The sequence below is a fragment of the Desulfonatronovibrio hydrogenovorans DSM 9292 genome (assembly GCF_000686525.1).
GTDB classification, from domain to species: domain Bacteria; phylum Desulfobacterota; class Desulfovibrionia; order Desulfovibrionales; family Desulfonatronovibrionaceae; genus Desulfonatronovibrio; species Desulfonatronovibrio hydrogenovorans.
Genome location: NZ_JMKT01000001.1, coordinates 19357 through 43427 on the forward strand (window position 1 = coordinate 19357; position 24071 = coordinate 43427).

Genomic DNA, 24071 nt, shown 5'->3' on the forward strand with positions numbered 1-24071 from the left:
CCGGGATCAATAATTGACCTGCCTCTGTCCAGAACCTATAAAGACAGATGTGTCTCAAAAATAACGGAGAAGAACATGCCAGACAAAGGACTTGAAATCATTCTGGACCATTCCCGCCAGGGAGCTGCAGCCAGGGAGAAATTCTTTGCCGCCCAGGCGGAAACCCTGGTCCATGTGGCCAAAATAGCTTCTGCCTCTCTTGTTGAAGGAGGCAAACTCATGTTCTGCGGCAATGGCGGAAGCGCTGCCGATGCCCAGCACCTGACAGCTGAATTCGTGAACAGGTTCATGATGGAGCGTCCTCCCCTCCCGGCCCTGGCCCTGACCACGGACACCTCTGTCCTCACCTCCATCGGCAATGACTACTCCTTTGACCGGATATTTTCCAAGCAGGTCAGGGCCCTGGGCCGGGAGGGAGATGTCCTGTTCTGCATTTCCACTTCCGGAAACAGCTCCAACCTGACCCGGGCTCTGATCAGGGCCAGGGAAATGAAGATCATAACCGTTGGCTTTGCCGGGAAAAACGGAGGAGAAATGAAGAATCACTGCGACCACCTGCTCCTGGTGGACCACAAATCCACCCCCCTCATCCAGGAGATTCAGATTACAGCCGGGCACCTTTTGTGCCGGCTGGTAGACTATTATCTCTTTGAGGCAGTGGATGAGCTGAAACCATATCTTTAGGAGGAATGACATAAATGCCTTTACATGAATTTTTCTGTTCCAAATGTGCAACAGAGTTTGAAGAGCTGATTTTTAAGGAGGACGACCCGGTATCCTGTCCTGACTGCGGATCAAGCAACGTGGAAAAACTCATTTCCGCATGCAAGTTCAAAACCGGAGGGCCCATAGTGGCCGGGAGTCCGTCAGCCAGTGCCTCCCCAACCCGGTCTTCCAGCGCCTGTGCCGGCTGTTCCGGTGGAAACTGTTCCTCATGCTGATCCAGGTGCTTTGTGTCCCTTTTAATTAAAAACGTTCTCCTGAACAGCCGGGTCCAGGATGTGCTTATCCAGGACAGCCGTTTTACCGCTGTTTGTCCGGACCTGCAGGTCCAGGCCTCCCAGGTCATTGATGGTACCGGGAAGGCCATATTTCCGTCCTTTATCAATGCCCACACCCATGCGGCCATGACTCTGCTCCGGGGATATGCCGACGATCTGGAACTCTTTACCTGGCTCCAGGATCATATCTGGCCCTTTGAGGCCAGGCTGACCTTTGAGGACATCTACATCGGAGCCAGACTGGCCTGCCTGGAAATGATCAAGACCGGAACCACCATGTTCTGCGACATGTACTGGCATATGCCCGCCACCATCAAGGCCGTGGAGGAGATGGGCATCAGAGCGGCTTTGTCCTCGGTATTCATCGACTTCTCCGACCCCAAAAAAGCCAAGGAGTTCCGGGCCAGAACCAGAAAATTCTTCCGTGAAAACAAACCTGACGAGCGAATCACCTACATCTTAGGCCCCCATGCAGTCTATACTGTATCCAGAGACTCCCTGATCTGGCTCAGGGACTTTGCCGCTGATAACAACCTGCTCATTAACATCCATCTGGCTGAGACCCGCAAGGAGGTTGAGGACTGTATCCAGGGGCACGGCTTGAGACCAGTGGAATTTCTGGAAAGCATCGGCTTTTTGGGACCCAACGTGATTTCCGCCCATACCGTATGGGTCAATGCACAGGAGATGGATATCCTGGCCAGCCGGGGAGTCAAGGTGGTCCACAACCCGGTCTCCAACATGAAGCTGGCCTCCGGGGTCTTCCCCTTCAGGGAAATTCACAAACGGGGAATATGCATTGGTCTGGGAACTGACGGGTGCTCTTCCAACAACAACCTGGACATGCTGGAAGAGATGAAGATTGCTGCTCTGCTGGCCAAGTCAGCCGGTCTGGAAGGAGCGGCTGTACCGGCCAATGTCCTGGAATCCGACCTCAGACAGTATCTGGAACAGGTCTACCTGGATCCCACCCTGTTCACTGCGGCCCAGGCCCTTGAATGCGCCACCCTCAACGGTGCCCGGATCTTCGGCCTGGATGCCGGCCGGATCGCTCCAGGCAAGCTGGCTGACTGCATCCTGGTGGATCTTAACCACTACTCCCTGGTTCCAGGCCATGACCTTGTCTCCAACCTGGTTTACTCGGCTTCCAGCGAGTGCATAGACACCACCATCTGCAACGGGCAGGTGCTCATGCAGAACCGAAAAGTCCCCGGTGAAGAGGAAATAATCAAAGAGGCCAGGCAATGGGAAAAAAATATCAAGAACCGGGCCTGATCCTGGTTTACACCGGCAATGGCAAAGGCAAGACCACTGCAGCCGTTGGCCAGGCCGTAAGAGCCCTTGGATCAGGGATAAAAGTGGCCTTTGGCCAGTTTCTCAAGCGTGACGGCCAGGCTGGGGAACAGCTTATCCTCAAGTCCCTGCTGGGCAATGACTTTCTGGCTTCCGGCCACGGATTCTACCGGGATGAAAAGGACCGGGGCCGGCACCGGTCCGGAGTCCTTGACCTGCTGGCCTGGGTCCAGGACAGGCTGGACCAGGACTACCAGCTCATAGTGCTGGATGAAGCTGTCTATGCCCTGAACATGGGCCTTCTGGAAAAAGAAGAACTGACCAGAATCATGGACAGGTCTTCAAGCCAGGGGACCAGCCTGGTCCTGACCGGAAGAAATGTTCCTCAATGGCTCCTGGAACGGGCGGACACTGTTTCTGATATCCTGGAAACCAAGCATCACTTCCAGAAGAATATCAGCGCCCGCAAGGGGATTGAATATTAAACCAGACCAGTCCTTTTTGGTTCTGGTCTGGAAATCCTTCTGCCCGGGCCTTTAACTGGCCGGATCCCTTAAGGCCTGGAGAACATGAGTGCAACCTCTTCAGGCCTGGTGCTGGCAAAGGCAGTCAGGCCGGACTGTTAAATATAAAAATCCTCAGCTCTGATCCAGATCAGTCCCTGTATTGATCACTTGAAGCTTCGCTTGTAGGCCATGGCCAGGAAAAGGGCAAAGACAGCCGCGCCCACCCCTATGAGCACGTCATAGTACGGCGGAGCGGTCAGACTCAGACGCATGAGCAGGGTGGAAATGGCAAAGCCCGAGTTTCTGAAGATATCTTTGAACTGGGGGAAAAAGCTGTGGGATATAAGCACGATAAGCACGTCGCTAAAGACCAGGATGGTGTAGAATTCTGCAAAAAATTCCACTCCGTCATGGGGCATGAACCAGGCTGCTACATTATATGCTGCCAGGGCGGAAAACAGAAAAAGCAGGATCAGGGCCACCATCTTTTTGGCTCCCACAAACTGAAACAAGACCCCGCCTGAACCGGCTTCCTCTCTTTTTACCTGCTGCCTGTAGTAAAAACTCAGCAAGACAAAAATGGTCAGGGCTCCCAGGCCGTATGCACCGATGCGCAGAACAGCATCAAGCTGACCGGCCAGCTTGATGGGCTCGGAAAAATGGATCAGTTCCTTGAAGGCATTGCGCAAAAATATCAGGGCCAGGATCTCAAACTGTTTGCCCACGGCCCTGGAGACCGAGCAGGGCAATATAAAGATCAGACTGATGACCTCGCTGATGAGCAGCAGGGAAAAAGCCAGTTTAACAGCATAAAACGGGTTGGTAGGGATTATTTCAGACAAAAGGCCGGGCAAAAGACTGAACCGGTTCAACTCAATGAGAATAAGGCTGACCAGAAAGACTCCGATCAGGGTCAAGGTCACCATTTTCCTGGTGGTTTTATGCTCCCAGAAATAATGCAGGGGGTCATAAACATGGTGGACTCGTTCAATGAATCTGCTCAAAAGACATCCCGTTACAATCAGTCCGGCAGTGCCCGGAGTGTGTTGATGAATGAAAAAAAGACCGGAACCCGTTGGTTCCGGTCTTTTTTTCATCTTTTTCCGGCCAAGTAAAGGCCGGCCTAAAAACCGGCCAGGACATTGGGCTCAAAATCAGATCCCCCTCCAGGGCCGGCCTGATCCGGGGATCCCCCGGGGTCCAGGGCAAGCCTGTTGTAGGGGAGGATATAGTCAAAAGAAGCCAGAACTGAATGGTCCATGGAACGGATTATCCGGGCGTTGACATAAACCTGGTTGTAAACCACTGAATATGTTCCGGTCAGCACTGCGTAGGCCTGAACATCCCTGGAAAGCAGCTCCGGATCCCTGGAAAGGATCAGCTCTCCCTGCTCCATATCCATCCGCAGACTGGATTTGCCGGTCCGGATATCAATGAAATTCAAGCCGTAGCACGAAACCAGTCTGGACGCTATCTGGTGGGGCAGGACCCGGCCCAGGGGGCTGGAAAGGTCGAGATCATCCAGGCTGACAAATGAAGCGGCCAAAACCGGTCTTTTGCCCAGATCATGGTTTGCAAGCTGGTGCCCCAGGACATCCGCAGCCAGATAGTTCTTCTCCACCAGGCTGAAAACCTGACGTTCAAGAGGGGCTTCCTTCCGGAGGCATCCGGGCATAATCAGCAAAATAATTAATGCCATGGTAACTTGAAAATAAGGTCTTAACATTGTTCTGCCTTTTCAAAGCTGTCTTGATCCGGAGTCCATCCTTGACGATCCGGTCCCTAGTTCAGATCCCTGAATATCTTTTTCTGCACTTCCATGTCCCACCCTTCCCCAGGCAGGCCGTGGTGGGTCCTGAACTTTCTCAGGGCTTCCCTGGATCTGGGTCCCCAGATTCCGTCTATGGGTCCGGTATAATAACCCATCTGGGCCAGCCTGGCCTGAATGACCCTGGCATCTGAACCCACTGCCGGGTTGAGGAACAGGGCCGGGTATTCAACCACAGGAGGCTCTACCGGATCAGGTTCCCGCAGGGTAAAAGGCCTGGCGGTCTGGGTCCGGACCACCAGATCCTCCAGATCCGAATCCATGGGAAAGACTTCATCAAAGGCTGCCAGGATCCTGTTGGATCCAGTATCCAGGATTCTGGCAGATACCTGCATCCATTGACCGTATTTGGAATAAGTCCCAGCTATGACCGCCCGGACCTGATAAGCCTCTGTCAGATTCAGAATATCCCTGGACAAAGCCAGCTCGCCCACTCCTTCCTGGATAATCAGACTGTCCTTGATCAGCCTGACATCCTGCACGTCATAACCGTGCTGGGCAAACCTGGAGGCAAAAAGCTCTCCCAAGGCCCGTCCCAGGGAAGATGTCTCCCTGAGCTGGTCAAGATCCACAAAGCTGGCGTAGGACAGCCTGTCCAGCCGGGTCAGTCCGGGGCTTAAATTGTATTCAAGCATGTCAGCCATGAAATAGGCCTTTTCCCTCAGGGCGTGAGCACCGGCCTGGCTGTTCAGACCGGGCAGATGCCCGGCCCACAGGGTCAATAACATGGCCATGAGCAGGCCTTTAAATATTCTGTTTTTGTTCATGAATCTTCCTGAATCCTTTGTTCCCTGTTCAGTCTTTACTCCCGGACCCGGTCAAGGCTGTAGCGCCTGAGCCCGGGTTCATTGGTCCTGACAAGATGCCTGTAAAGCCAGGCATCCTCCTGATGGACTGGAAAATACCACGTCCCGGCATAAAGGATGGCATCTTCATCCATCATGGCCACCTGGACCACCGCTTCCAGACCTGTGCTTCTGTCCCTTGCCCTGACCTGCTCTTCTCTGGTCTGGTCCTCTTCACTGCACTCTTTTTTTTCCGAGCCATTGGTCAGGGTTACCCGGGGATAGCAGACAGGCTTGTGTTCCGGGCCTGGAACCTGGTGCCTGACCAGATCCACCTGGTGAAAGATCTTTATCCTGCGCGGCTCACCCATGGATACCATCAGTCCCTCACCAGCCAGGGAGGACTGAAGCATCCGGTAGAAAGACCGGTCAAAGTCGGTACTGCCTCCCGGGACCACCCACAGGACCTGGTCCCTGAGAAAATAGTTACTATCAACTACCCTGCGGACCTGGGCCGCTGATTCCTGGGCCAGCTCCTGCCAGCGGTCCACTGAGCCTGCAACCGGAACCAGATCCTGATCTTCAGCTGGATGCCCGTCCTGCTCCAGGGCCCCGGCTCCCACCGGAAGCACCAGAACCATGGCCCAGATCAGACTCAGGCATAAGGCTGCAATCTTTGCTTTTGTCATATGAATTCCCTCTCCAGGGCAGTCAGGTCTCATTGCGGCACCCCCTGGACCATTTATCGGAAATGAACCGGATTTCTTTAACCTCATCACCCTGGAACCTTAATTCCTTGCCAGGCAGCAGATTCCGGGATATTGACCTCTGTTTCAGAGAAAAGTATGTTTCAGGGCTTTTACGTCCAAAATATAATCCCATGGCTCAACCATCAGGACCAGGGCAACGAGGAACGAATGAACAAGGAAAAACGCTTTCTTCCGGACCTGAACCCAGAGCAGCTTGCTGCCCTTCAACTGGAAGGTCTTAAATGGACCGTGGCCCATGCCTGTTCAGGTTCCCCTGCTTACCGGGAAAAATTTGATCAGGCCAGAATAAAGCCTGAAGATATAACCTCCCTGGCGGATATTGAAAAACTGCCTTTTACAACAGTTGAAGACCTGCGCAGGGGCTACCCTCTGCCCCTTTTGAGCGTCCCCCAGGAACAGATAGTCCGGATCCATGCCTCTTCAGGCACCACAGGCAAAAGAAAAATTCTGGCTTACACCCAAAAAGACATTGACACCTGGAAGGTCATGATGGCCAGGTGTTTTGAGCTGGCCGGGCTGACCACTCTGGACCGGGTCCAGATAGCTGTGGGCTATGGACTGTGGACGGCTGGAGTCGGCTTTCAGCTGGGCTGTGAACACTTTGGGGCCATGGCCGTGCCCCTGGGACCCGGCAACCTGGATTTCCAGCTCCAGTTCCTCACAGACCTCCAGCCCGCCTGTCTGTGTTCTACAGCTTCCATGGCCCTGCTCCTGGCCGAACAGGTGGAGAAGATGGGGCTCCAGGACAGGATCAAACTCAAAAAACTAATCTTCGGGGCTGAGCCCCACACTCCCAAAATGCGCCGCAAGATTGAGCAGACCCTGGATCTGGAAGACAGCTTTGATATTCCGGGCATGACCGAGGTCTACGGACCAGGCACTGGACTGGAGTGTTGGGAGCACAAAGGGATGCACTACTGGGCTGACATTTTTATCCTGGAAATAGTTGATCCTGTCTCCCTCAAACCGGTCCAGCCCGGACAGACCGGGGAGATGGTCATAACCACCCTGCGCAAGGAAGGGGTTCCTCTGATCCGTTACAGGACCAGAGATCTGACCCGCATCCTGCCTGATCCCTGTCCTTGCGGATTGAATCTGCCCCGGCATGACCGCATCCTGGGACGCTCTGATGACATGTTCATCTTTCGCGGAGTTAATATCTATCCCGGCCAGATCGCTGAAATCCTGGAAGGGTTCAAAGACATCAGTTCTGAGTATCTCATCACCCTGGACCGGAAAAAGGGCCTGGACTTCATGCAGATCAGTGTTGAACGCAAAGAATCGGCCTCAGCTGACAATGATTCTCACCTGGCCGGGCTGATTTCCGCCCAGATCAGGAAAAAAGTAATGGTCCGGGCCGAGGTGGATATCCAGGGGCCGGGCAAGCTGCCCAGGTCCATGGGCAAGTCCAGAAGAATCCTTGACCAGAGGGATCAGGACTGACTGCAAACAACCCGGACCTGTCTCCCCCTGGAAAAAGTCAGGGCATCAGGGCCTGACTGTCCAGCCCCCAGGCCTGATCAAACCCGGACATGAGGTTGGCGTTGGCCACGGCCTGTCCCGAAGCCCCCCGGCACAGATTGTCTATGGCTGAGACCGTGACCAGCCGGCCGGTCCGTTGATCAACAACTATTCCCAGATCGCAGAACATGGTTCCCCTGACCCATCTTGTTTCCGGCAGGACCCCATCCGGCATGACCCTCACCCAGGGATGCTTTTGGTAAAAAGACCTGTACAGGCTTCTGATCTCATCCAGACTGGTTTTTTTCTCAAGCCTGGCATAGCAGGTGCTTAATATTCCCCTGCTCATGGGCACCAGATGGGGACTGAAAAAAAGGCTGACCTGAGAACCGCAGGCCCTGGACAGTTCCTGCTCCATCTCAGGGGTGTGTCTGTGCCTGCCCAGGTTGTAGGCTTTAAAACTGTCAGCCACCTCGCAGAAAAGGGTGCTGGTCCTGGCTGTCCGGCCTGCACCGCTGGTGCCGGATTTGCTGTCCACTATCAAATCTTCAGGGCTGATCAATCCTTCCTTCAGGGCCGGATAAAGGGCAAGGATCACTGAAGTTGGATAACAGCCGGGGTTGGCCACCAGGTCAGCATCGGTAATTTGAGGGCTGTACAGCTCAGGAATTCCGTAAACCGCCTTTTTCAGAAGGTCCTGGTGCCTGTGCCCGGTCTGGTACCATTCTGAATATACCAGGGGATCATTAAGCCTGAAATCAGCACTCAGATCAACGACCTTGACTCCCAGCCCCATCAAAGAGGCAGCCATGTCCATGGCCTTGGCATGGGGCACGGCCAGAAAAACCAGCTGGGCGTCCCTGGCAATCAACTCGGGCTCAGGTATGGTCACAGGCAGCAGCCCAGGTGCTGTCCCCTGAAAATGGGGAAAGACATCCTGAAGAGCCATGCCTGCGCTGGATCTGGAGGTAACCGCGCTGATTTCAAACCCGGGGTGTCTGGAGAGTATCCTGACCAGCTCCAGGCCCGTATACCCGGTCACCCCTACCACAGCTACTCTTATTCTGTTGTCCATTATCTTCAACTCCTTTTATTCAGACCTGAATTGAAATCCCGGCCAGGCTCACAGCCGGACGGTACTGCTGCGTCCGGACCCGGGACTGGGCACCGGTCCTGGCAAATCTCCACCGCACTTGCTGTCCAGAGTATTGCTCCTTGCCGGTAAAATCAAGCTGAAGGCATTTTCCATCCTTCTGGTTCTTCCGGTCTTTCCCTGCCCGGGTATCCTCTTGACTGATTTTCACCTAGTAAGATAAGCTTGAAAATAGCGTTTTAAAAACTCCAGCCTCCACCAGGTCCCAACCCCAACCCGGAGAAGACCCATGCATCAACCCGATGAAAGCCTTTATCAGGACCATATATGCATCCTGGAAGAAGCGGAAAAGGGCTTCCAGATCGGAATAATCGGCACTGGAGTAGGTTTTGGCTCCATCCTGGAACTGGTGAGCAAGCCTGAGCTTGAAGAATTTTTTCCCAGACTGAACCTGATCGCCCTGGCCCTGGCCAAAAGCGATGACCCCAAAAAAGTTAAACGGGCCCAGTCCATGGGGGCCAGAATCTACAATGATTATAATGATATGCTGGCCAGACACCCGGAAATTAACCTGGTTATAGAGCTTTCCGATCAGCTCCAGCTCATAAAAAAGCTCAGGCAGAGCCTTCCCTCCCGTATCTCCATCATTGATCACACCGGGGCCACTTTCCTCTGCGGGATGCTCATCATGGCTGAAGTCAGCGACAAATGCCGGATCAACCTTTTCCAGCAGCAGGCCATATTTTCAGCTTTATTCGACCAGATCCAGGACGACATCCTGCTCCTGGACATCAGGGGGAAGGTACTGGATGCCAATCAGAGTGTTATCAGAAAACTGGAGAAATCCAAGCCGGACATAGTCGGCAGTTTCTGCTGGGAAGTCTTTTCAGACATGATGCCTGCCTCAGGATGCGACCTGGACACTCCGGACTGTCCTTTCCGAAAAACCCTCAGTCAAAAAAAGCCGGCTGAATCCCTGCAGACCTGGGTGGATAAGCATGGAAGGGCTCATTACTACCGGATCTACACTTACCCGGTCTTTAACGAGCAGGGAGTCCTGACCAAGGTGGTGGAGATGCGCAGGGACATTACCCTGAGGACGGAAATGGAGAAAAGACTTCAGCAGTCGGAAAAACTCGCTGCTGTTGGCGAACTTTCCACCTACATCGCCCATGAGATCCGCAATCCCCTGTTTGCCATTGGAGGCTTTGCCAATTCCCTCCTCAGAAAAGGGGAACTGGACGAACCATCCCGGGAAAAAATCAAGATCATTCTCCAGGAATCCAAGAGACTGGACAATATCCTCAAAAACATCATCAATTTCTCCAGGCCCACCCAGTCTGAAGAGCTCGACGTCAATGTGAACAAGGTTATCATGGACATTATGCAGCTTTTCAGAATGAGCTGTGAAGAACAGAGCATCAAGACGGAAATGGAGCTGACCCCTGATCTGGCCCTGGCCAAGGGAGATCCCGAGCTTATCAAGCAGTGCCTCATAAACCTCATCAAGAACTCCATAGAGGCCATGCCCGACGGCGGAACCCTGACCATGTCCACCAGCATGGACCAGAATTTCATCGTGGTCCGGGTCAAGGATACCGGCCAGGGCATCCCCAAGGATATCCGGGAAAAAATATTCAATCCTTTTTTTTCCACCAAAAAAGGAGCTGGAGCAGGCCTTGGACTGGCCATGACCAAAAAAATAGTTGAAGATATGGGAGGCCGGCTCGATCTTTTCACCCAGGAAGGAAGGGGAACCACTGTGGCTTTGCATCTGCCCCCGTCTCTGGCTGTTGAGGGCGGCAGAACATGAGCATGACCAGAAAAACAGTCATTGCTGTATCTTTGCTGGTGCTTGTTTCATCAGCCATATTTCTCATGGCCTACCGGGCCAATCGCGAACTCCAGGACATGGTCACGACCCAGTTCAACAACCAGCAGCTGACCCTGGCCAGAAAAATAGCCCAGGACATCCGGTCCCACTTTGAATTCCTTGAAACCGCACTGGCCACCTACTCCACCCATGTTGACACCCCGGGTATCCGGGCAAGATCAGAACACCACTTTCAGATTCTCAAGGACTGGCAGGTCCTGGCCCTGGGGGTACTGCACCAGTCAGACCCGCAGGCCCCGTTCATCTCCAGCCCGGATCTGAAATCCCTGGAAGAGATCGGCCTGACCTTTCCCTGGGCTGAATTCAACCAGTATCTGGAGTCTGACAGGCTGCATCCTTTTTTCTACAGCCGGACCATAAGACCGGCTTCCGGTCCCTTTGAGCAATCCTTTATCAAAGTCATTGCCACTCACAGGCATCCGGCCCTGACCGCCCCGGTCCATGCCGGACAGATGGAACACCCCGGGGCCAGGATCAGCTTTTTTATAGTGGATGCCACAGCTGTTGCCGGACGCTATGCCCGGGGAGTGATATCCGGAAAAACCGGCTATCCCTGGGTCCTGGATGAAAACGGATACTTTCTGTACCATGTGGAAAGCGACTTCCAGGGGCAGGATTCAACAACCATCCGCCAGGAAAGAAATCCGGACATATCCTATGAAAGAATCAACACCCTGACCACGGAAAAGCTGCTCAAAGGCCTGGAGGGAACCGACTGGTATATTTCCGGATGGCACTGGGATGTGATCAGAGAAATGAAAAAGCTTCTGGCCTTCAGCCCGGTCAGTCTGCCCCTGTCCCCGGCCCGGGACGCTGAACAGCTATTCTGGTCCGTGGGACTGGCAGCCCCGGAAAGCGAGGTTTACGGAATGATCCAGCCCATTGTCATCCGGCAGTGGGCGGTTGCCGGGCTTTTTTCCTTTTTTGTGGCCTCGGTCCTGCTGGCCCTTTACCTGTTATCCCTTCGCTGGAGCAGTGTGCTGGCCCTGAAAGTTGAAGAAAAGACCCGCCACCTTCTCCAGTCTCAGGATCTGTTGCGCAGGGAAAAGGACAAAGTCGAGCAGGGCATGGCAGAACTGGTCAAGACTCAGCAAAAGCTGGTCCAGTCTGAGCGTTTTGCTGCCATAGGTGAGGCTGCAGCCCATCTTTCCCATGAGATCAAAAACCCTCTCATCCTTATGTCCGGCTTTGCTGCCCAGGTGATGCGCACCCTGCCTCAGGATGACCCCAACCGGGAAAAACTGAGGATCATTTCCGACGAGGCCAAGCGTCTGGAAAAGATGCTCAACCAGGTCAGGGACTTTACCAGGCCCCAGCAGCTCAAGAAAAAAACCGGAGACATTAACCAGCTCATCCGGGAAACCGTCAGGCTGGTCAGTACTGAACTGGACAGTCTGAAAATAGAGTGCAGGCTCAATCTGTCCCCGGACGTTCCGCCCATGGACTTTGATCAGCATCAGATGAAACAGGTCTTCCTGAATCTGCTCAAAAATGCCTGGGAGGCAATGCCTGGAGGAGGCTGGATTACCATCACCACCTCTGTAGAGCGCAGCAGGGTCTTGGTCTGCATTGAAGACACCGGAGTAGGGATTTCAAAGGACAAGCTCAAGAAAATATTCAGCCCGTTCTTCACCACCAAGGACAAGGGAACCGGCCTGGGCCTGGCTGTGATCTACAGGATCATTCACGACCACAACGGGGATATCCGGGTTGACAGCAGGCTCAATACAGGTTCCACCTTTACCCTTTACCTGCCGGTCTCGACTGATAAAATGCGGTCCACCCCAGCCTAGATCAGAATAATTGGATCCAACCGGTTTGATTTTTATAAAGGGTTGTTTTTTCCCACTGAAATGGTTATGTTTACCTGAAATGAATCTGCAAACTTTTTCAAGGAGGAAATCATGAGTATCACCAGGGACGATCTGAAAGCAAAGATTCTAAAACTGTTTCCTGAGATAGAAAAATATGGCCTGGGCTTTGATTTGGAAATGGATGATTCCAAAAACGCCTGGATTGCCAGGTTCAAGAAAGACCAGCATGAACTGGCCACCCATCTTGAAGAAAAGGATGTGCAAGAGTGTCTGGCCGGAATCAAGTGTTTCAACCTGGGGATCCAGCTGGGTCAGTTTATCCGCAATTACTGCGAGGACGGCAAGGACTGCCAGCTTGGCATGTAGCCCGGCCTGAAAAAACTCATAAAAAAAGGCCAGTGCCCGGTCTGAAAGGACCGGGCACTGGCCTTAATATTTATGCGGCACTGCTCTTTGCCCTCCCTGAATATCAGGGACTGGAACAGTCAACTGGCTTTCTGGACGTATTTCATCCTGACCTCGAAAAGAAAATCCTTAAGCATCCTCTCCTCTTCCGGGCTGAGATTACCCCTGGTCTTTTCCTCCAGCATGGCCAGGATATCGATGGTGTGCTTGGCCATGGGCAGGTTGACCCGGTTCTCTCCGGTTTCATGATCAGCGATTTCCCCTAGATGCATCAGCACTGAAGAGCTGAGTGAAAGGACAAACGTGGCAAAATCCACCCTGGGCAGGGGAGTATCCTCTCTGGCTGAAGCCCTTTTGTAATCTTCAGCAGCTTTTTTGCGCTCCATCTTTCTGGCCTGTCCCTCCTGGGGGGCGGCTTTTTCCCCGGTCCCGGGACCTTCATCGTCAAACTTTATCCTTCGGTCAGTAACTTTTATCTTTTCATTTTCATCGCTCATCCTAAACCTCCTGAGAAAATTTACAGCCAATTGCCCAAATGAACCGGGCTGGCCGGACCAAAAAAAGTATCAGCTTAAGGCCTGGTCTGCTGGTCAGTCCACCCTGAAAAATCTCTGGTCATCTTTAGCCCCCAAGGACTTCCTCATAAGCGGCCATAGCCCTTTCCAGATAATCGTCAGCCCCTGAGTAACCCCCGCAGCGGATCAGGCAGGAACGCAGGGCATATAATCCTGCCAGGAGATCGGACCAGTCCACATAGCCCATATGTCCCATCCGGACAATTCTGCCCTTGAGATGATCCTGTCCTCCGGCCATGATCACATTATAATCACTGGCCGCCCTGGTCAGCAGCTTTACTCCGTCCACTCCGGGCGGAAGCTTGATGGACGTCAGGCCCCAAGTATAATTTTCTTGGGCCAGCAGTTCAAGTCCCAAACTGTCGGCTCCGGTCCTGACCAGAGAGGTCATGGCCTGCTGCCGTTTAAAAATATTGTCCAGTCCATGTTTCTGAAAATATTTCAGACACTCTTCCAGGGCCACAATCAGGTTGATGGCCGGAGTGAAAAGGGTCTGCCCGGCAAGGCATTTTTCTCTTTCCTTGAGCAGGTTGAAGTAAAAATTTCCAGGTCCAGCAGCCTGAGCCTTTTCCCAGGCCTTCTGACTCAGACTGATAAAAGCCAGCCCGGGCGGAAGCATTATCCCCTTTTGTGAACCTGTGACAAGGCAGTCTATTCCCCACTCATCCATGGGACAGGGGGAAATACCCACAGCTGATATTCCGTCCACCACCAGCAGTCTGTCCGATGACCTGCACAGACCGGCCAGATCTTTGACTGGGTGCAGAACCCCTGTGGAGGTCTCAGAAGCCTGGACCAGCAGCCCCTTGATGTCAGGGTACCTTGACAATGCATTCTCAACGTCCCTGGGTTTGACTGCCTGACCCCACTTTATGGGCAGGGCCACCACTTCCAGTCCATGGGCCTGGGCTATTTCCGACCATCGCTGTCCGAACTTTCCTGCCTCCACCACCAGGACCTTTTCACCCGGGATAAACAGATTGGTCACTGCAGCATTCATGGCCCCGGTTCCAGAAGAGGTCAGAATCAGAACAGGCTCTTTGGTGCCGAAGAGATACTTTAGTCCCTGCTGCACCCGGTCCATGATCTCCTTGAAATTCGCTTTGCGGTGGTGAATCATATCCCTGGCCAGGGCCAGACGGACATCTTCGGGCAAGGGGGTCGGGCCGGGGGTTAAAAGTCTCAGCTTATCCAAGTTTCTGACTCCTTTATTTTTTATGGTGGGTTGTCCTGTTCAGCCTCTGCAGACCAAAATCATTGGTGAGCCTCAGCCCAATTGACACCAGCCCCCCACTCAACTGCCAGGGGAATGTCAAACTTTTCCACTTGACTCATGATCAGGGCCAGCCTCTGCCCTGCCTTCTTTGCTCCGGCTTCTGGCACTTCAATAAGCAGTTCATCATGGACCTGCAGGATCAGCTCAGCTCCCAGCTCTGCAAGCTCCTGGTCCATATCCACGGCCAGCATGGCCTTTTTGATGATGTCTGCAGCAGAACCCTGGACCACTGTATTGATGGCCATTCTCCTAGCCTGCTGGGCAAGATTGGCATTCCTGGAATTAATGTCCGGTACAAGCCTTCTCCGGCCAGCAATGGTGGTGACGTATCCCTTTTCCTTTGCTAGAGATTCAATATGGTCATAGAACTCTCTGACCCTGCCCAGCTTGCTGAAATATATCCGGATGAACTCCTTGGCTTCTTCCATGGATATGGACAGCTCACGGCTGAGCTTCAGGGGCCCCATTCCATACAGCAGACCGAAATTAATGGTTTTGGCCTTTCTGCGCTGGTCCGGGGTGACTGACGAAATATCCTGGTCAAACAGCAGACCGGCTGTCCGGGTGTGGATGTCTTCCCCCCTGGCAAAGGCATCCAGCAGGTTGGGATCCCCTGACATATGGGCCAGAATGCGCAGTTCAATCTGGGAATAATCAGCCGCAACCAGCACCCTGTCAGCTGAAGGGACAAAGCAGGCCCGCATCCTTGGCCCGAACTCCCCCCGGATGGGGATGTTCTGCAGATTGGGATTGCTGCTGGACAACCTGCCCGTTGCCGTAGCCAGCTGATTAAAGGTGGTGTGCAGCCGTCCGTCTGCCTTGACCTTGCCCGGCAATGGTTCGAGGTAGGTGGACCTCAGTTTTTCCAGGGTCCTGTATTCCAGAATCAACCCGACCACAGGGTGTTCCCGGCGCATTGCCTCCAGCACGGTATTGGAAGTGGAATAAGCACCGCCTGGGGTCTTGCGTCCGGTCTTCAGCTTGAGATCATCAAACAGGACTTCTGCGGTCTGCTGGGTGGATCTGATATTAAATTCTTTGCCGGCCAGGGAAAAGATCTCTTTAGTCAGCTCTTTCAGTCTCTGCCTGACCTGACCCAGAAAATCAGCAAAGGCCTCCAGATCAATCCCTATTCCCCTGGATTCCATCCTGACCAGAACCGGAATAAGAGGCATTTCAAGGTCCTGCATCAGTCTGTCCAGCCCGGCGGATCTGAGGCGTTCATCCAGAAGGGTCCCGATCAAAAGGGCGGCCAGGCCCTTGTTTTCTCTGGGTACATCAACCTCTCGAGAGTATGCCCGGTAAATATGTTCAAAATCGTATTCCCTGGCCTCAGTATTCAAAAGATAGGCCGCCAGGGAGATATCAAAAAAGTCTTTACTTTCAGGATCTATCCAGGCCCTGTCCAGCCTGGCCAGATCCTTGAGGGAAAAAACATAGATCCTTATCCCTGAAAGCCTTTTGCGCATCTTTTCAGGCCCGGTCTGAATCTCCCACTCCTGATCCCCGGCTCCCAGTAAAAAGCCCTGGTCAACGGGATACAGGCCGATTTGGTCCAGATTTTCCATGTCCGGAAACCCGGATTGTCTGGAAACACGCTTTTTCTGGCCGGACATACCGGACATAAAGGACAGCTGCCTTTCTTTTTTAGGAACTGAGCCGGCCAGGTCTCTGGCCAGAGACCTGAATTCATATTTCTGCAAAAATTCCAGCAGTTTCTGGTGGTCGGCTTTTTCAATCTCAAGGTCGCTGGCCTGGACATCATTCTGGCAGTCAAGCCTGAGCCTGGTCAACTGTCTGTAGGTAAAAATGACCTCAAGGTGATCCTGGAGTTTTTTTTGATCCCTGGCTGCAAGCTGGTCAAACCCATGCTTAAGGTCCTCCAGGGTGGGATGGTCCGCCAGCAGGGAGGCAGCGGTTTTGGGTCCTATGCCCGGGACACCGGGGATATTGTCGGAACTGTCTCCCACCAGGGCTTGAAAGTCCGGCCACTGAAAAGGCTCCAGACCGGTCTGCCTGCGAAAGTCTTCCACTGTCATCAGGACTTCCTTTTTTCCTCCTGGATCCCACAAAAAAACGCGGTCATCCAGAAGCTGGCGCAAATCCTTGTCTGAGGCCACAATGACCACTGGATGTCTGTTTTTGAGAACCGAAGCCTGACCAGCTATCAGGTCGTCAGCCTCCACCCCGTTGGATACAAAAGTTCTGAAGCCCAAAAGCTGGACAGCCTCCAGCAGGGGTTTGACCTGAACAGCTAGATCCTCGGGCATCTTGGGGCGCTGGGCTTTGTACTGATCATAGATCTCGTTTCTGAAAGTCGGACCCTTGCCATCCAGAAAAAACGCACCGTACCTGGGCCTCTCTTCCCGAAGGAGCCTGATCAGTATTCTGAGGACTATGAATATGGCGTTGGTGGGAAAACCATCGGATCGCTTGAGGTCGGGAAAAGCGTAAAAGGCCCGGTACAGAAAAGAGCTTCCATCAATGAGAAAGACCGGTTCCTTGCTAAGGGAGAGTTTTTCTTTCAGCACTTTCCTTGTCTCCAGAAATCGGAAAACCATTACCGGCGGACTGTTTTCCCCTGGTTCTTTTCCTGGCGTTGAGTTCAGCCAGGCGCTGCAGAATAAACTGCTGGGCATGCTGTCTGTCTATCTTGTCCAGGGGGATCTCTGCCCTGGCCATCTGTTTGTGCCCTCCTGCCGGGCCCAGGTCCCCGAACATCTGGGAGGCCATTTTGCCCATGTCCTTCCGGAGTCCATCTCCCCTGAAGATGACGACTAGGGAATCCTCATGGATTCCGCTGACCATGCCCCAGGAAATATTGTGCACCCGGGAAAAGAAGTCAGCCAGGATGACCAGGATATCCGGTGATTCAACCTTGCCCATGAATATGCTGGAGCCGTGACCCAGAAGCTTTATTTTCCGGAAAGCCAAGGAAAAATACTTGATCCACTCCTTGCGGAATTCAGAACGGACGATTTTCTGCAAAAGAAGGGGATTATAAAACTTGGTCAGATACCTGAAGGCCCTGACATCCACATCGTTGAACTTGCGCTCGAAACTCTGGGTGTCGGTCTTGATCCCGTAAACCAGGGCAGTGGCCAGAAGCTTGCCCGGTCTGATGTTCAGGTTGTAGAGATATTCAGTCAGAAGGGAGCTGGTGGCCCCGTAATCAGGGTTGATCTCCAGATAATCGGCCTGGGCTGGCTTGTCTTTGGGCAGAGGATGATGGTCCAGGATTACCGAGAACTGGTGTTTTTCAAAGTCCGGATGATGATGGGGCTGGGAATCCACCAGGGCGAACCTGTCGTACTGGGCTGCAAGGGGAGGGGTCAGCTTGAAGAGAGGGATGCGCAGCAGCTTGATCATGGCCAGATTGTCAGGCCTGGAAATATCATTAACATGGGCAATGGCCACGGTCTGGACCTTGCGGTACAGGATACGTTTCAAGGCCATGGCTGATGCCAGAGCGTCCGGATCGGCATTGATAAGGATCAGCAGACGTTGGTCCTTTTTGAAAAGCTCAAGCATCTCCTTGAGCCGGCTGCCGAGATTACGAAAATAAGCCATAATTCCTCATTTAATTTTTACAGGCAGACCTGCCACTACCAGGGTCACCTCGCTGCATATCCCGGCCAGTCTCTGATTCACCTGGCCCAGAAATCTTGAAAAACGGCGGACATAGCCGGATGCCGGAACAGGGCCCAGTCCAACTTCAGCCGATACAAATATGAGTCTCTTTTCCTGCAGCATAGTTAAAACATTGAAAAAATCATGTACATACGTCTCCGGGTGTTCCCTGGAAAAGACATTGAACACCCAGAAATCAATACTGTCCACCAGAACCGCATCCACCCTGGCGCCAAGGTTCTTGAGGCATTCACCCAGGCCGTGATCCACCTCCAGAACCGGAATATCCGGATTTCTGGCAAGCTTATGCTCTAAGATCTGCCGGTTAAACTCCAGATCCCGGGCTTTCCCAGTAACCACCAGGGCAAGTGATCCCGGCTCCTTTTCCAGAAGGCGCAGTCCTGCTTCACTCTTGCCCGACCTTGATCCTCCAAGAATCAGGCTAAACAAAGTCCATCCCCCAAGGATCAGCCATTTGAATCAAAAACTCTTTGGAGTCAAGCAATTCTTCCAGACTGAACACCTCCAGAAGGACCGAAGTACCTTCCCTAACCTGCGACAGAATGAGTTGCAATGTTCTTTTTCCAGTCTCGCTGATCACAGGCAGGGGAGCATGCCCGGCATGATCTTCCCGGCCATAGACATGGACCAGGGAAGTTCTTTCCCAGACCAGATCCTTTTCCAGGATGTGCTCCTGGTCATAGGCCAGAATATGGCCGATATCCAGGCAGATCCCCAGTCCCTTAGATCCAATCACCTCCCAGAGATTGGAAAAGTCCCGGCCATTGATGTTCTCCACCAGTAGACTCCGGGGGTTTAGACCGCTACCTTGCCAGAGAACAGCCAGTTCCTCCAGCTGTTCAGCCCTGGCCGGCGGGTGCAGCACAAATTTATCCGGTCCCAGAAAAGCTGCTTTTTCAACCAGTGCTGAAACCACGTTGAAAACCTCTGGAACACCTTTTTCCCATTTCAAATCAAGGGGCAGGTGAACGTGATAGCTGAGCCCCATCTCCCCGAGAACCAAGGGCAGATCTGTCTGATCATAGCCGAGGCTGGCTTTGGAATCAAAAAAAAGCAGCCCCACTTCACTTACCAGCTCCTTCAGGACCTGGACGTTTTCAGGAATTCCACCCGGAACCACATAGGAGGTCCCGCCAAGAATAAACTTTTTTCTGCTCATACATCTCACCTATCTTTATCAGCAGGTTGTTTCAAATCATTTTTTTCATTCTTCTGGCCGGCTGAAACAGCAGGGAGGCATGGAACATCAAAGACGGGGCAGACTTGCTTGATTCTGAATTTTCAGCCTTGCTGAAGAAATCATCAGCTGCTCATGACCAGACCCTGGAAGTTTCAAGAAAACCGGACATTTTTTCAGCTTCTTGGCAGATCCTGGTCTTGAAGATTACAAGAATTTATGTTTGCTTTTTTTCCGATCCAGGGCTATGTACCCTTGAAATCCTCAAGGCATGCATATTGCAGATTTAAGTACTATGCAAAAAGTAAAATGTTTTTTCCAGCACCACCTGAACCCGCTTCATGTCTATTGTCGTCTGCGGGGGGCAGGCTTGAAGCCGGTCATGGCCCAGAGGATGTGTACCCTCTATGAAAAATTTGTCTATAATCTGATCCTGAAATAATCTCGCCTTTTATCAAGTTGAACTGTTCTGCATATTCATTCCATCCAGCTGCACACCTGACCGGGAAATTTGTATTTCAATCCTGAAATTCAGCTTTCTTCCCCCAAAATAGCCGGACTCACTTTAACTTCAGGGCCTTTTCCTTTTTTTTCCTTAAAATCTTTCCCCGGCTTGTACGCACAGCCTCCTGGGGCAACTCTGCCAGAAATCTTGATTTCTTGAGGTTGACCTGGCGGCCGAATATTCTTCTTGAACCGGAAAGGCTAAGATAAAGACGCTGCTTTGCCCTGGTCAGGGAAACGTATAAAAGCCTTTTTTCCTCTTCCGTGTCCCACCTTTTCTTTTCAGAATCCATCTTTCCCAGCAAAACATCAATTCCGGCAAAAGGGATGATCCCATCCTCCAGACAGGGAAGAAACACAGCTTCAAACTCCAGGCCCTTGGCAGCATGCATGGTCATGATCACCACCTTCTGGGATACGGCCTCCACCTGGGCCAGTTCACTCTCCAGCCTGACCTGGTTGATGAGTCCGGTCCATCCTCCATGTCTGGCGTACTCCTGAACCAGGGTTTTAAAGGCCCTGCTTTGCCAGAACATCCGGTCAAAGGGCGGCATATCATCCAGATACGAGGAAAGGGCTTTTGGTCCTCCAGCCAGAATTTTTTCCGGGCAGTCAAAGGCCTCTTTATCCCCTCCAGTTCCCAGGACCCGGCCTGCGGCCTTGAGAATCAGTTCAATCCTGGGATCCTTAAAATAAGGCAGATCCTCCGGAATACTGACCGGAACACCGAGCCTCTGGAGTTCCTTTTCCAGGGGGGGGATCAGCCCTTTGAACCTGACCAGGACAGCGATGTCCGACGGGGCCAGGACGGAGCGGTCCGGGTCTGCATCGCTCTGCCAGTGGGACGTGCCGCCCAGAAGACCCTTTATTTTCTGTCCCATCCAGTTGGCTTCCTGCGATGAGTGCACGGCCTGGAAAAGACGTATCTCGCCAGGAATGTCTTTCTGAGCCTTGAGCCCTGGATCACCCGGAAACAGGGTCCCGGCAAAATCAAGGATGGACTGGGCTGAGCGATAGTTCCTGGACAGGACCAGTACCTCCAGTTCCGGCCAGAATTTTGACATTTCTTTCCGGACATCTTGGAGGGCTCCCCTGAATCCGTAGATAGACTGCCTGGGATCGCCGATGCCGAAAAAGCCTTCCCCGCTCCGGGGAACCAGCTCCCTGATCAGGGACAGCTGCAGCCTGGACAGGTCCTGAACTTCATCCACCAGAACATGAGTAAAGGGCCGCACAAACTTTCCACTTTTGATCTCTTCAAGCCAGAATTCCAGGAGGTCGTTGTAGTCAACCAGGTTCCAGTCCTGTTTCTGCCGGGCGTAGCTACTCCCTGCTTCTGAAAGCTTGGTCCGCATTTCCCTGGCCAGAGACAGTTCCCTCCAGGCATCCTTCAGGGCTGTGCCTTTCAGTCCGGGATTGGCCATGGAAAAGACCCTGGCTGATTCCTCTTCTCCCAGGATCAGGGGTTGTTCGCCGTAAATATTTTGCCAGTATTCAAAAGCCATGGCATGAATGGTTTCAGCCCGGGGCAAAGCCTGGTCTGGGCCATGCAGAGCGGCCAGTCGTTCCTTCAGTTCTCCTGCAGCCTTGCGGGTAAAGGTCAGGATCAGGATATGCCTGGGATTGATGCCTGATTCAAGAAGTTCACTGACCTTGGCCATCAGAGTCTGGGTCTTGCCGGTACCTGGTCCGGCCAGGACCAGGACTGGGCCATGGACATGCCGGACCGCCTTGATCTGTTCAGGATTGAGGCTGATCTCCTGGTTTTGTTTAACAGGGACAACTCCTGCAAACTGGACCGGTTCTCCAGGTTCATATCGGCCATCATCCCCCTGGGGCACATAGCCGGCCAGCCTTTTCCCTTTTTTAAACTCGTCTCTTTCCCTGGGAGAAAACACCCTTATCCTGCCAAATTGACCGTCAAAGCCCGGCTCCCGGACCACTTCCCCGGACCGCATCCTTCTTAGAGCCTCAGCCAGGACAGAGGAGTGTCTGCTGATGTCTTCCGATGGAACGTGCCTCAGGATGTTCATTTCAGATCCGAACTTTTTGATCGTCTGATTGTAGAAGGCCTGGACCTTTTTGGTTTTAGGGCCAACCCCCAGGAATTCGGATATAAGTTCCTTCAGAGGGATGACTGAAAAGAAGTCAGGCTGAAATGCGGGTTTCTGCGGAGCTTCACGGTCGGCCAGGGATAAGACCCTGTTCAAAACGCCTACAGTCACCTCCTTGCCGCAGACCGGACACAGGCCCTTGCTGGCCAGGGTCTGCCTGGGGTCCATGACCACCCCGCATTTCCGGTGTCCGTCCAGGTGATACTTTCCTTCCTCAGGATAAAACTCCAGGGTGCCCAGGAACCTGTGGCTCAGGCCTTCCCTGCGCAAAGCCCGGTAGATGCCCTCAAAGCTCACTCCACCCTGAAATATGTTCACTTCCCTGCCAAGGTTTTCAGCTGAATGGGCGTCTGAATTGGATACCAGGGAAAACCTGTCCAGTCTGCTCCACATCCAGTTCATTTCCGGATCAGAGGAAAGCCCGGTTTCCAGGGCAAAGATATGCGGTGCCAGATCACCAAAACACTCTTCAATACTGTCAAATCCGGACTTGGACCCGAACAGGGAAAACCAGGGAGTCCAGATATGGGCGGGGATCACATAGGCCATGGGGTGGGTTTCCAGAACCATCTCCAGAAGGTTTCTGGAGTCAAGGCCAAGAATGGGGCGCCCGTCAGACTCCAGATTGCCTACCCTGGCCAGCTTTTCATTGAATTTCAGAACCTCTTCAAAGCCCGGCATGAACACGAGGTTATGGATCTTTCTGACCCTGCCCCCCCTTTTGTAGATGGAACTTATCTCAGCTGATAGAATAAATCTGGTCCTGGGCTTGAGCTGGCCTTCATAGCCCGGCACCATGGAACTGAGATCAGGTTCACCCTTCAGATGAAGCAGGCCGTCAGAGTCCTGATACAGATGCTCCTCCAGCATCTGAAGCCATCCCGGGTGGGTGAAGTCACCGGTCCCAACCACGCTGATACCTTTGACCTGAGCCCAGGCCGCCAGTCCGGCCGGGTCCAGGCTCTTGCTGGTGGCCCTTGAATAACGGGAGTGAACATGCAAATCTGCAAGAAATATATCCATTTACGATCCTGTAGCACAGTCCATCGGGTCTCCCTGCAGCTTTTTAAGGGCGTGTTTCAGAGAAGGAACAATGGGAGCCAAATTTTCACGAACTCCTTTTGGACTTCCAGGAAGATTGATGATCATGCTTTGCCCCAGAGTCCCGGCCACTGCCCTGGAAATGGCGGCATGGGAGGTTATAGTCAGGGAATGGGCTGTCATGGCCTGTTCAAAGCCGTGGAGCCGCTGATCCATGACTTTTAAAGTAGCCTGGGGAGTGATGTCCCTGGGACCAAGACCTGTGCCGCCTGTGGTAATGATCAGGTCATAACCGGCTCCAAGGGCCAGGTGAACCAGAAGCGACCTGAGCAGGTCACCATCATCAGGGATCATGAATCCCCTGGCAAGGTCAAGCTCTAAGCTTGAGCCAATCATATCCCGGATCAGAGGACCGCTTTCATCCTCCCTTTGCCCCCTGGCCCCTTTGTCGCTCAGGGTTATCCAGGCCAGGGAAAAAGCCTTTTTTATCATGGCCAGATCAATAGTTTTTTCAATCAGGAAATCATCCAGAGACCGGAGTTTAAGGAAAATTCCCCCGGAATCCGACTGATCAGCGCTCCAGAACTTGTCCAGGACCTGGAATCTGGGCCTGTCAGCCACCAGAAGAGTTCCAGCCCTTAAGGCCTTGATTCTGCTGTAATCCAGGCAGTAGCCTCCAGGACCTGGCCCGGGCCTTTGAAAACCCAGCAGGTAATCGTGGTCACAGACATAGGATCCCCTGGCTGTTATGCTGATTACTCCGGTCGACACTTGATCCCCCTGGTCATATGATTCTGAAGAAGTCCCTGGGCAGGTTCCGGGCCTGTAATTTCACCAATGAAGCCCATCTTTGCTCCAGTTTAAGGAGCTATTGATGGGCTTC

Annotated in this window: 22 protein-coding genes; 9 read left to right on the forward strand and 13 right to left on the reverse strand. The window is 53.0% G+C overall.

What is annotated here, in order from left to right:
• Nucleotides 1-75: 75 nt before the first annotated feature.
• Genes P771_RS0100085 through P771_RS0100100 form a run of 4 tightly spaced genes read left to right on the forward strand, consistent with a single transcriptional unit; the run spans nucleotide 76 to nucleotide 2779 of the window.
• Nucleotides 76-684: a D-sedoheptulose 7-phosphate isomerase gene (locus P771_RS0100085; RefSeq protein WP_028573537.1), complete on the forward strand. Its 609-nt coding sequence runs from the start codon at nucleotides 76-78 to the stop codon at nucleotides 682-684.
• 14 nt (nucleotides 685-698) lie between these two features.
• The gene (locus P771_RS0100090) at nucleotides 699-941 is read left to right on the forward strand and encodes an FmdB family zinc ribbon protein (protein ID WP_028573538.1); all 243 of its coding nucleotides are present in this window, start codon (nucleotides 699-701) and stop codon (nucleotides 939-941) included.
• 12 nt (nucleotides 942-953) lie between these two features.
• Nucleotides 954-2276 (forward strand): amidohydrolase, encoded by a 1323-nt coding sequence (locus P771_RS0100095; RefSeq protein WP_028573539.1) that lies wholly within the window; start codon nucleotides 954-956, stop codon nucleotides 2274-2276.
• The gene (locus P771_RS0100100) at nucleotides 2246-2779 is read left to right on the forward strand and encodes a cob(I)yrinic acid a,c-diamide adenosyltransferase (protein ID WP_244147263.1); all 534 of its coding nucleotides are present in this window, start codon (nucleotides 2246-2248) and stop codon (nucleotides 2777-2779) included. The genes P771_RS0100095 and P771_RS0100100 overlap by 31 nt, the downstream gene beginning before the upstream one ends.
• Before the next feature lie 185 nt (nucleotides 2780-2964).
• On the opposite strand, the gene P771_RS0100105 is transcribed toward P771_RS0100100, so the two are convergent.
• From P771_RS0100105 to P771_RS0100120, 4 genes are all read right to left on the reverse strand, one after another.
• Nucleotides 2965-3897, reverse strand: coding sequence for a hypothetical protein (locus tag P771_RS0100105; protein WP_244147264.1), 933 nt, complete (start codon nucleotides 3895-3897; stop codon nucleotides 2965-2967).
• 26 nt (nucleotides 3898-3923) lie between these two features.
• Nucleotides 3924-4499: a FlgO family outer membrane protein gene (locus tag P771_RS15890; RefSeq protein ID WP_150112089.1), complete on the reverse strand. Its 576-nt coding sequence runs from the start codon at nucleotides 4497-4499 to the stop codon at nucleotides 3924-3926.
• An 83-nt stretch (nucleotides 4500-4582) separates the two neighbouring features.
• Nucleotides 4583-5395 (reverse strand): FlgO family outer membrane protein, encoded by an 813-nt coding sequence (locus tag P771_RS18040; protein ID WP_051617010.1) that lies wholly within the window; start codon nucleotides 5393-5395, stop codon nucleotides 4583-4585.
• Nucleotides 5396-5430: 35 nt separating this feature from the next.
• Nucleotides 5431-6102 carry a hypothetical protein gene (locus P771_RS0100120; protein WP_150112090.1) on the reverse strand — a complete coding sequence of 224 codons (672 nt, stop codon included), beginning with the start codon at nucleotides 6100-6102 and terminating at the stop codon, nucleotides 5431-5433.
• A 228-nt stretch (nucleotides 6103-6330) separates the two neighbouring features.
• Here P771_RS0100120 and P771_RS0100130 point away from each other — a divergent pair, with 228 nt between their 5' ends.
• Nucleotides 6331-7626 (forward strand): phenylacetate--CoA ligase family protein, encoded by a 1296-nt coding sequence (locus P771_RS0100130; RefSeq protein WP_028573543.1) that lies wholly within the window; start codon nucleotides 6331-6333, stop codon nucleotides 7624-7626.
• A gap of 37 nt (nucleotides 7627-7663) precedes the next feature.
• Here P771_RS0100130 and argC read toward each other — a convergent pair whose 3' ends face one another.
• Entirely contained in the window at nucleotides 7664-8719 is a 1056-nt protein-coding gene (gene argC, locus P771_RS0100135; RefSeq protein ID WP_028573544.1) for an N-acetyl-gamma-glutamyl-phosphate reductase, read from the reverse strand.
• 307 nt (nucleotides 8720-9026) lie between these two features.
• On the opposite strand from argC, the gene P771_RS0100145 reads away from it, so the two are divergent.
• The 3 genes from P771_RS0100145 to P771_RS0100160 all read left to right on the forward strand — a co-directional run bounded on the left by P771_RS0100145 (nucleotide 9027) and on the right by P771_RS0100160 (nucleotide 12811).
• Complete coding sequence (locus tag P771_RS0100145; protein WP_028573546.1) at nucleotides 9027-10550, forward strand: ATP-binding protein; 1524 nt, start codon at nucleotides 9027-9029, stop codon at nucleotides 10548-10550.
• 2 nt (nucleotides 10551-10552) lie between these two features.
• Nucleotides 10553-12424 carry a sensor histidine kinase gene (locus P771_RS0100150; RefSeq protein ID WP_028573547.1) on the forward strand — a complete coding sequence of 624 codons (1872 nt, stop codon included), beginning with the start codon at nucleotides 10553-10555 and terminating at the stop codon, nucleotides 12422-12424.
• 111 nt (nucleotides 12425-12535) lie between these two features.
• Nucleotides 12536-12811: a hypothetical protein gene (locus P771_RS0100160; RefSeq protein WP_028573548.1), complete on the forward strand. Its 276-nt coding sequence runs from the start codon at nucleotides 12536-12538 to the stop codon at nucleotides 12809-12811.
• A 119-nt stretch (nucleotides 12812-12930) separates the two neighbouring features.
• Here P771_RS0100160 and P771_RS15900 read toward each other — a convergent pair whose 3' ends face one another.
• From P771_RS15900 to cbiR, 6 genes are all read right to left on the reverse strand, one after another.
• Nucleotides 12931-13347, reverse strand: a complete 417-nt coding sequence (locus P771_RS15900) for a DUF1844 domain-containing protein (protein ID WP_028573549.1) — start codon at nucleotides 13345-13347, stop codon at nucleotides 12931-12933.
• A gap of 124 nt (nucleotides 13348-13471) precedes the next feature.
• A complete protein-coding gene (locus P771_RS0100170; RefSeq protein ID WP_035243665.1) occupies nucleotides 13472-14620 on the reverse strand; it encodes a pyridoxal-phosphate-dependent aminotransferase family protein in 1149 nt (382 codons plus the stop codon).
• A 59-nt stretch (nucleotides 14621-14679) separates the two neighbouring features.
• A complete protein-coding gene (gene polA, locus P771_RS0100175) occupies nucleotides 14680-17232 on the reverse strand; it encodes a DNA polymerase I (protein WP_028573551.1) in 2553 nt (850 codons plus the stop codon).
• A complete protein-coding gene (locus P771_RS15905) occupies nucleotides 17207-18271 on the reverse strand; it encodes a DHH family phosphoesterase (protein ID WP_051617011.1) in 1065 nt (354 codons plus the stop codon). Before P771_RS15905 ends, polA begins: the two co-directional genes overlap by 26 nt.
• Nucleotides 18272-18277: 6 nt before the next feature.
• Nucleotides 18278-18781, reverse strand: coding sequence for a bifunctional adenosylcobinamide kinase/adenosylcobinamide-phosphate guanylyltransferase (locus P771_RS0100185; protein ID WP_028573552.1), 504 nt, complete (start codon nucleotides 18779-18781; stop codon nucleotides 18278-18280).
• Complete coding sequence (gene cbiR / locus P771_RS15910; RefSeq protein WP_051617012.1) at nucleotides 18774-19511, reverse strand: cobamide remodeling phosphodiesterase CbiR; 738 nt, start codon at nucleotides 19509-19511, stop codon at nucleotides 18774-18776. Before cbiR ends, P771_RS0100185 begins: the two co-directional genes overlap by 8 nt.
• 313 nt (nucleotides 19512-19824) lie before the next feature.
• Here cbiR and P771_RS18990 point away from each other — a divergent pair, with 313 nt between their 5' ends.
• Complete coding sequence (locus P771_RS18990) at nucleotides 19825-19971, forward strand: hypothetical protein (protein WP_162832162.1); 147 nt, start codon at nucleotides 19825-19827, stop codon at nucleotides 19969-19971.
• Nucleotides 19972-20089: 118 nt separating this feature from the next.
• On the opposite strand, the gene P771_RS0100205 is transcribed toward P771_RS18990, so the two are convergent.
• On the reverse strand, nucleotides 20090-23170 hold the full coding sequence (locus P771_RS0100205) for a UvrD-helicase domain-containing protein (protein WP_028573555.1): 3081 nt from the start codon (nucleotides 23168-23170) through the stop codon (nucleotides 20090-20092).
• Nucleotides 23171-23959, reverse strand: a complete 789-nt coding sequence (locus P771_RS19070) for a MogA/MoaB family molybdenum cofactor biosynthesis protein (RefSeq protein WP_244147265.1) — start codon at nucleotides 23957-23959, stop codon at nucleotides 23171-23173. It abuts the gene before it with no gap.
• Nucleotides 23960-24071 lie beyond the last annotated feature (112 nt).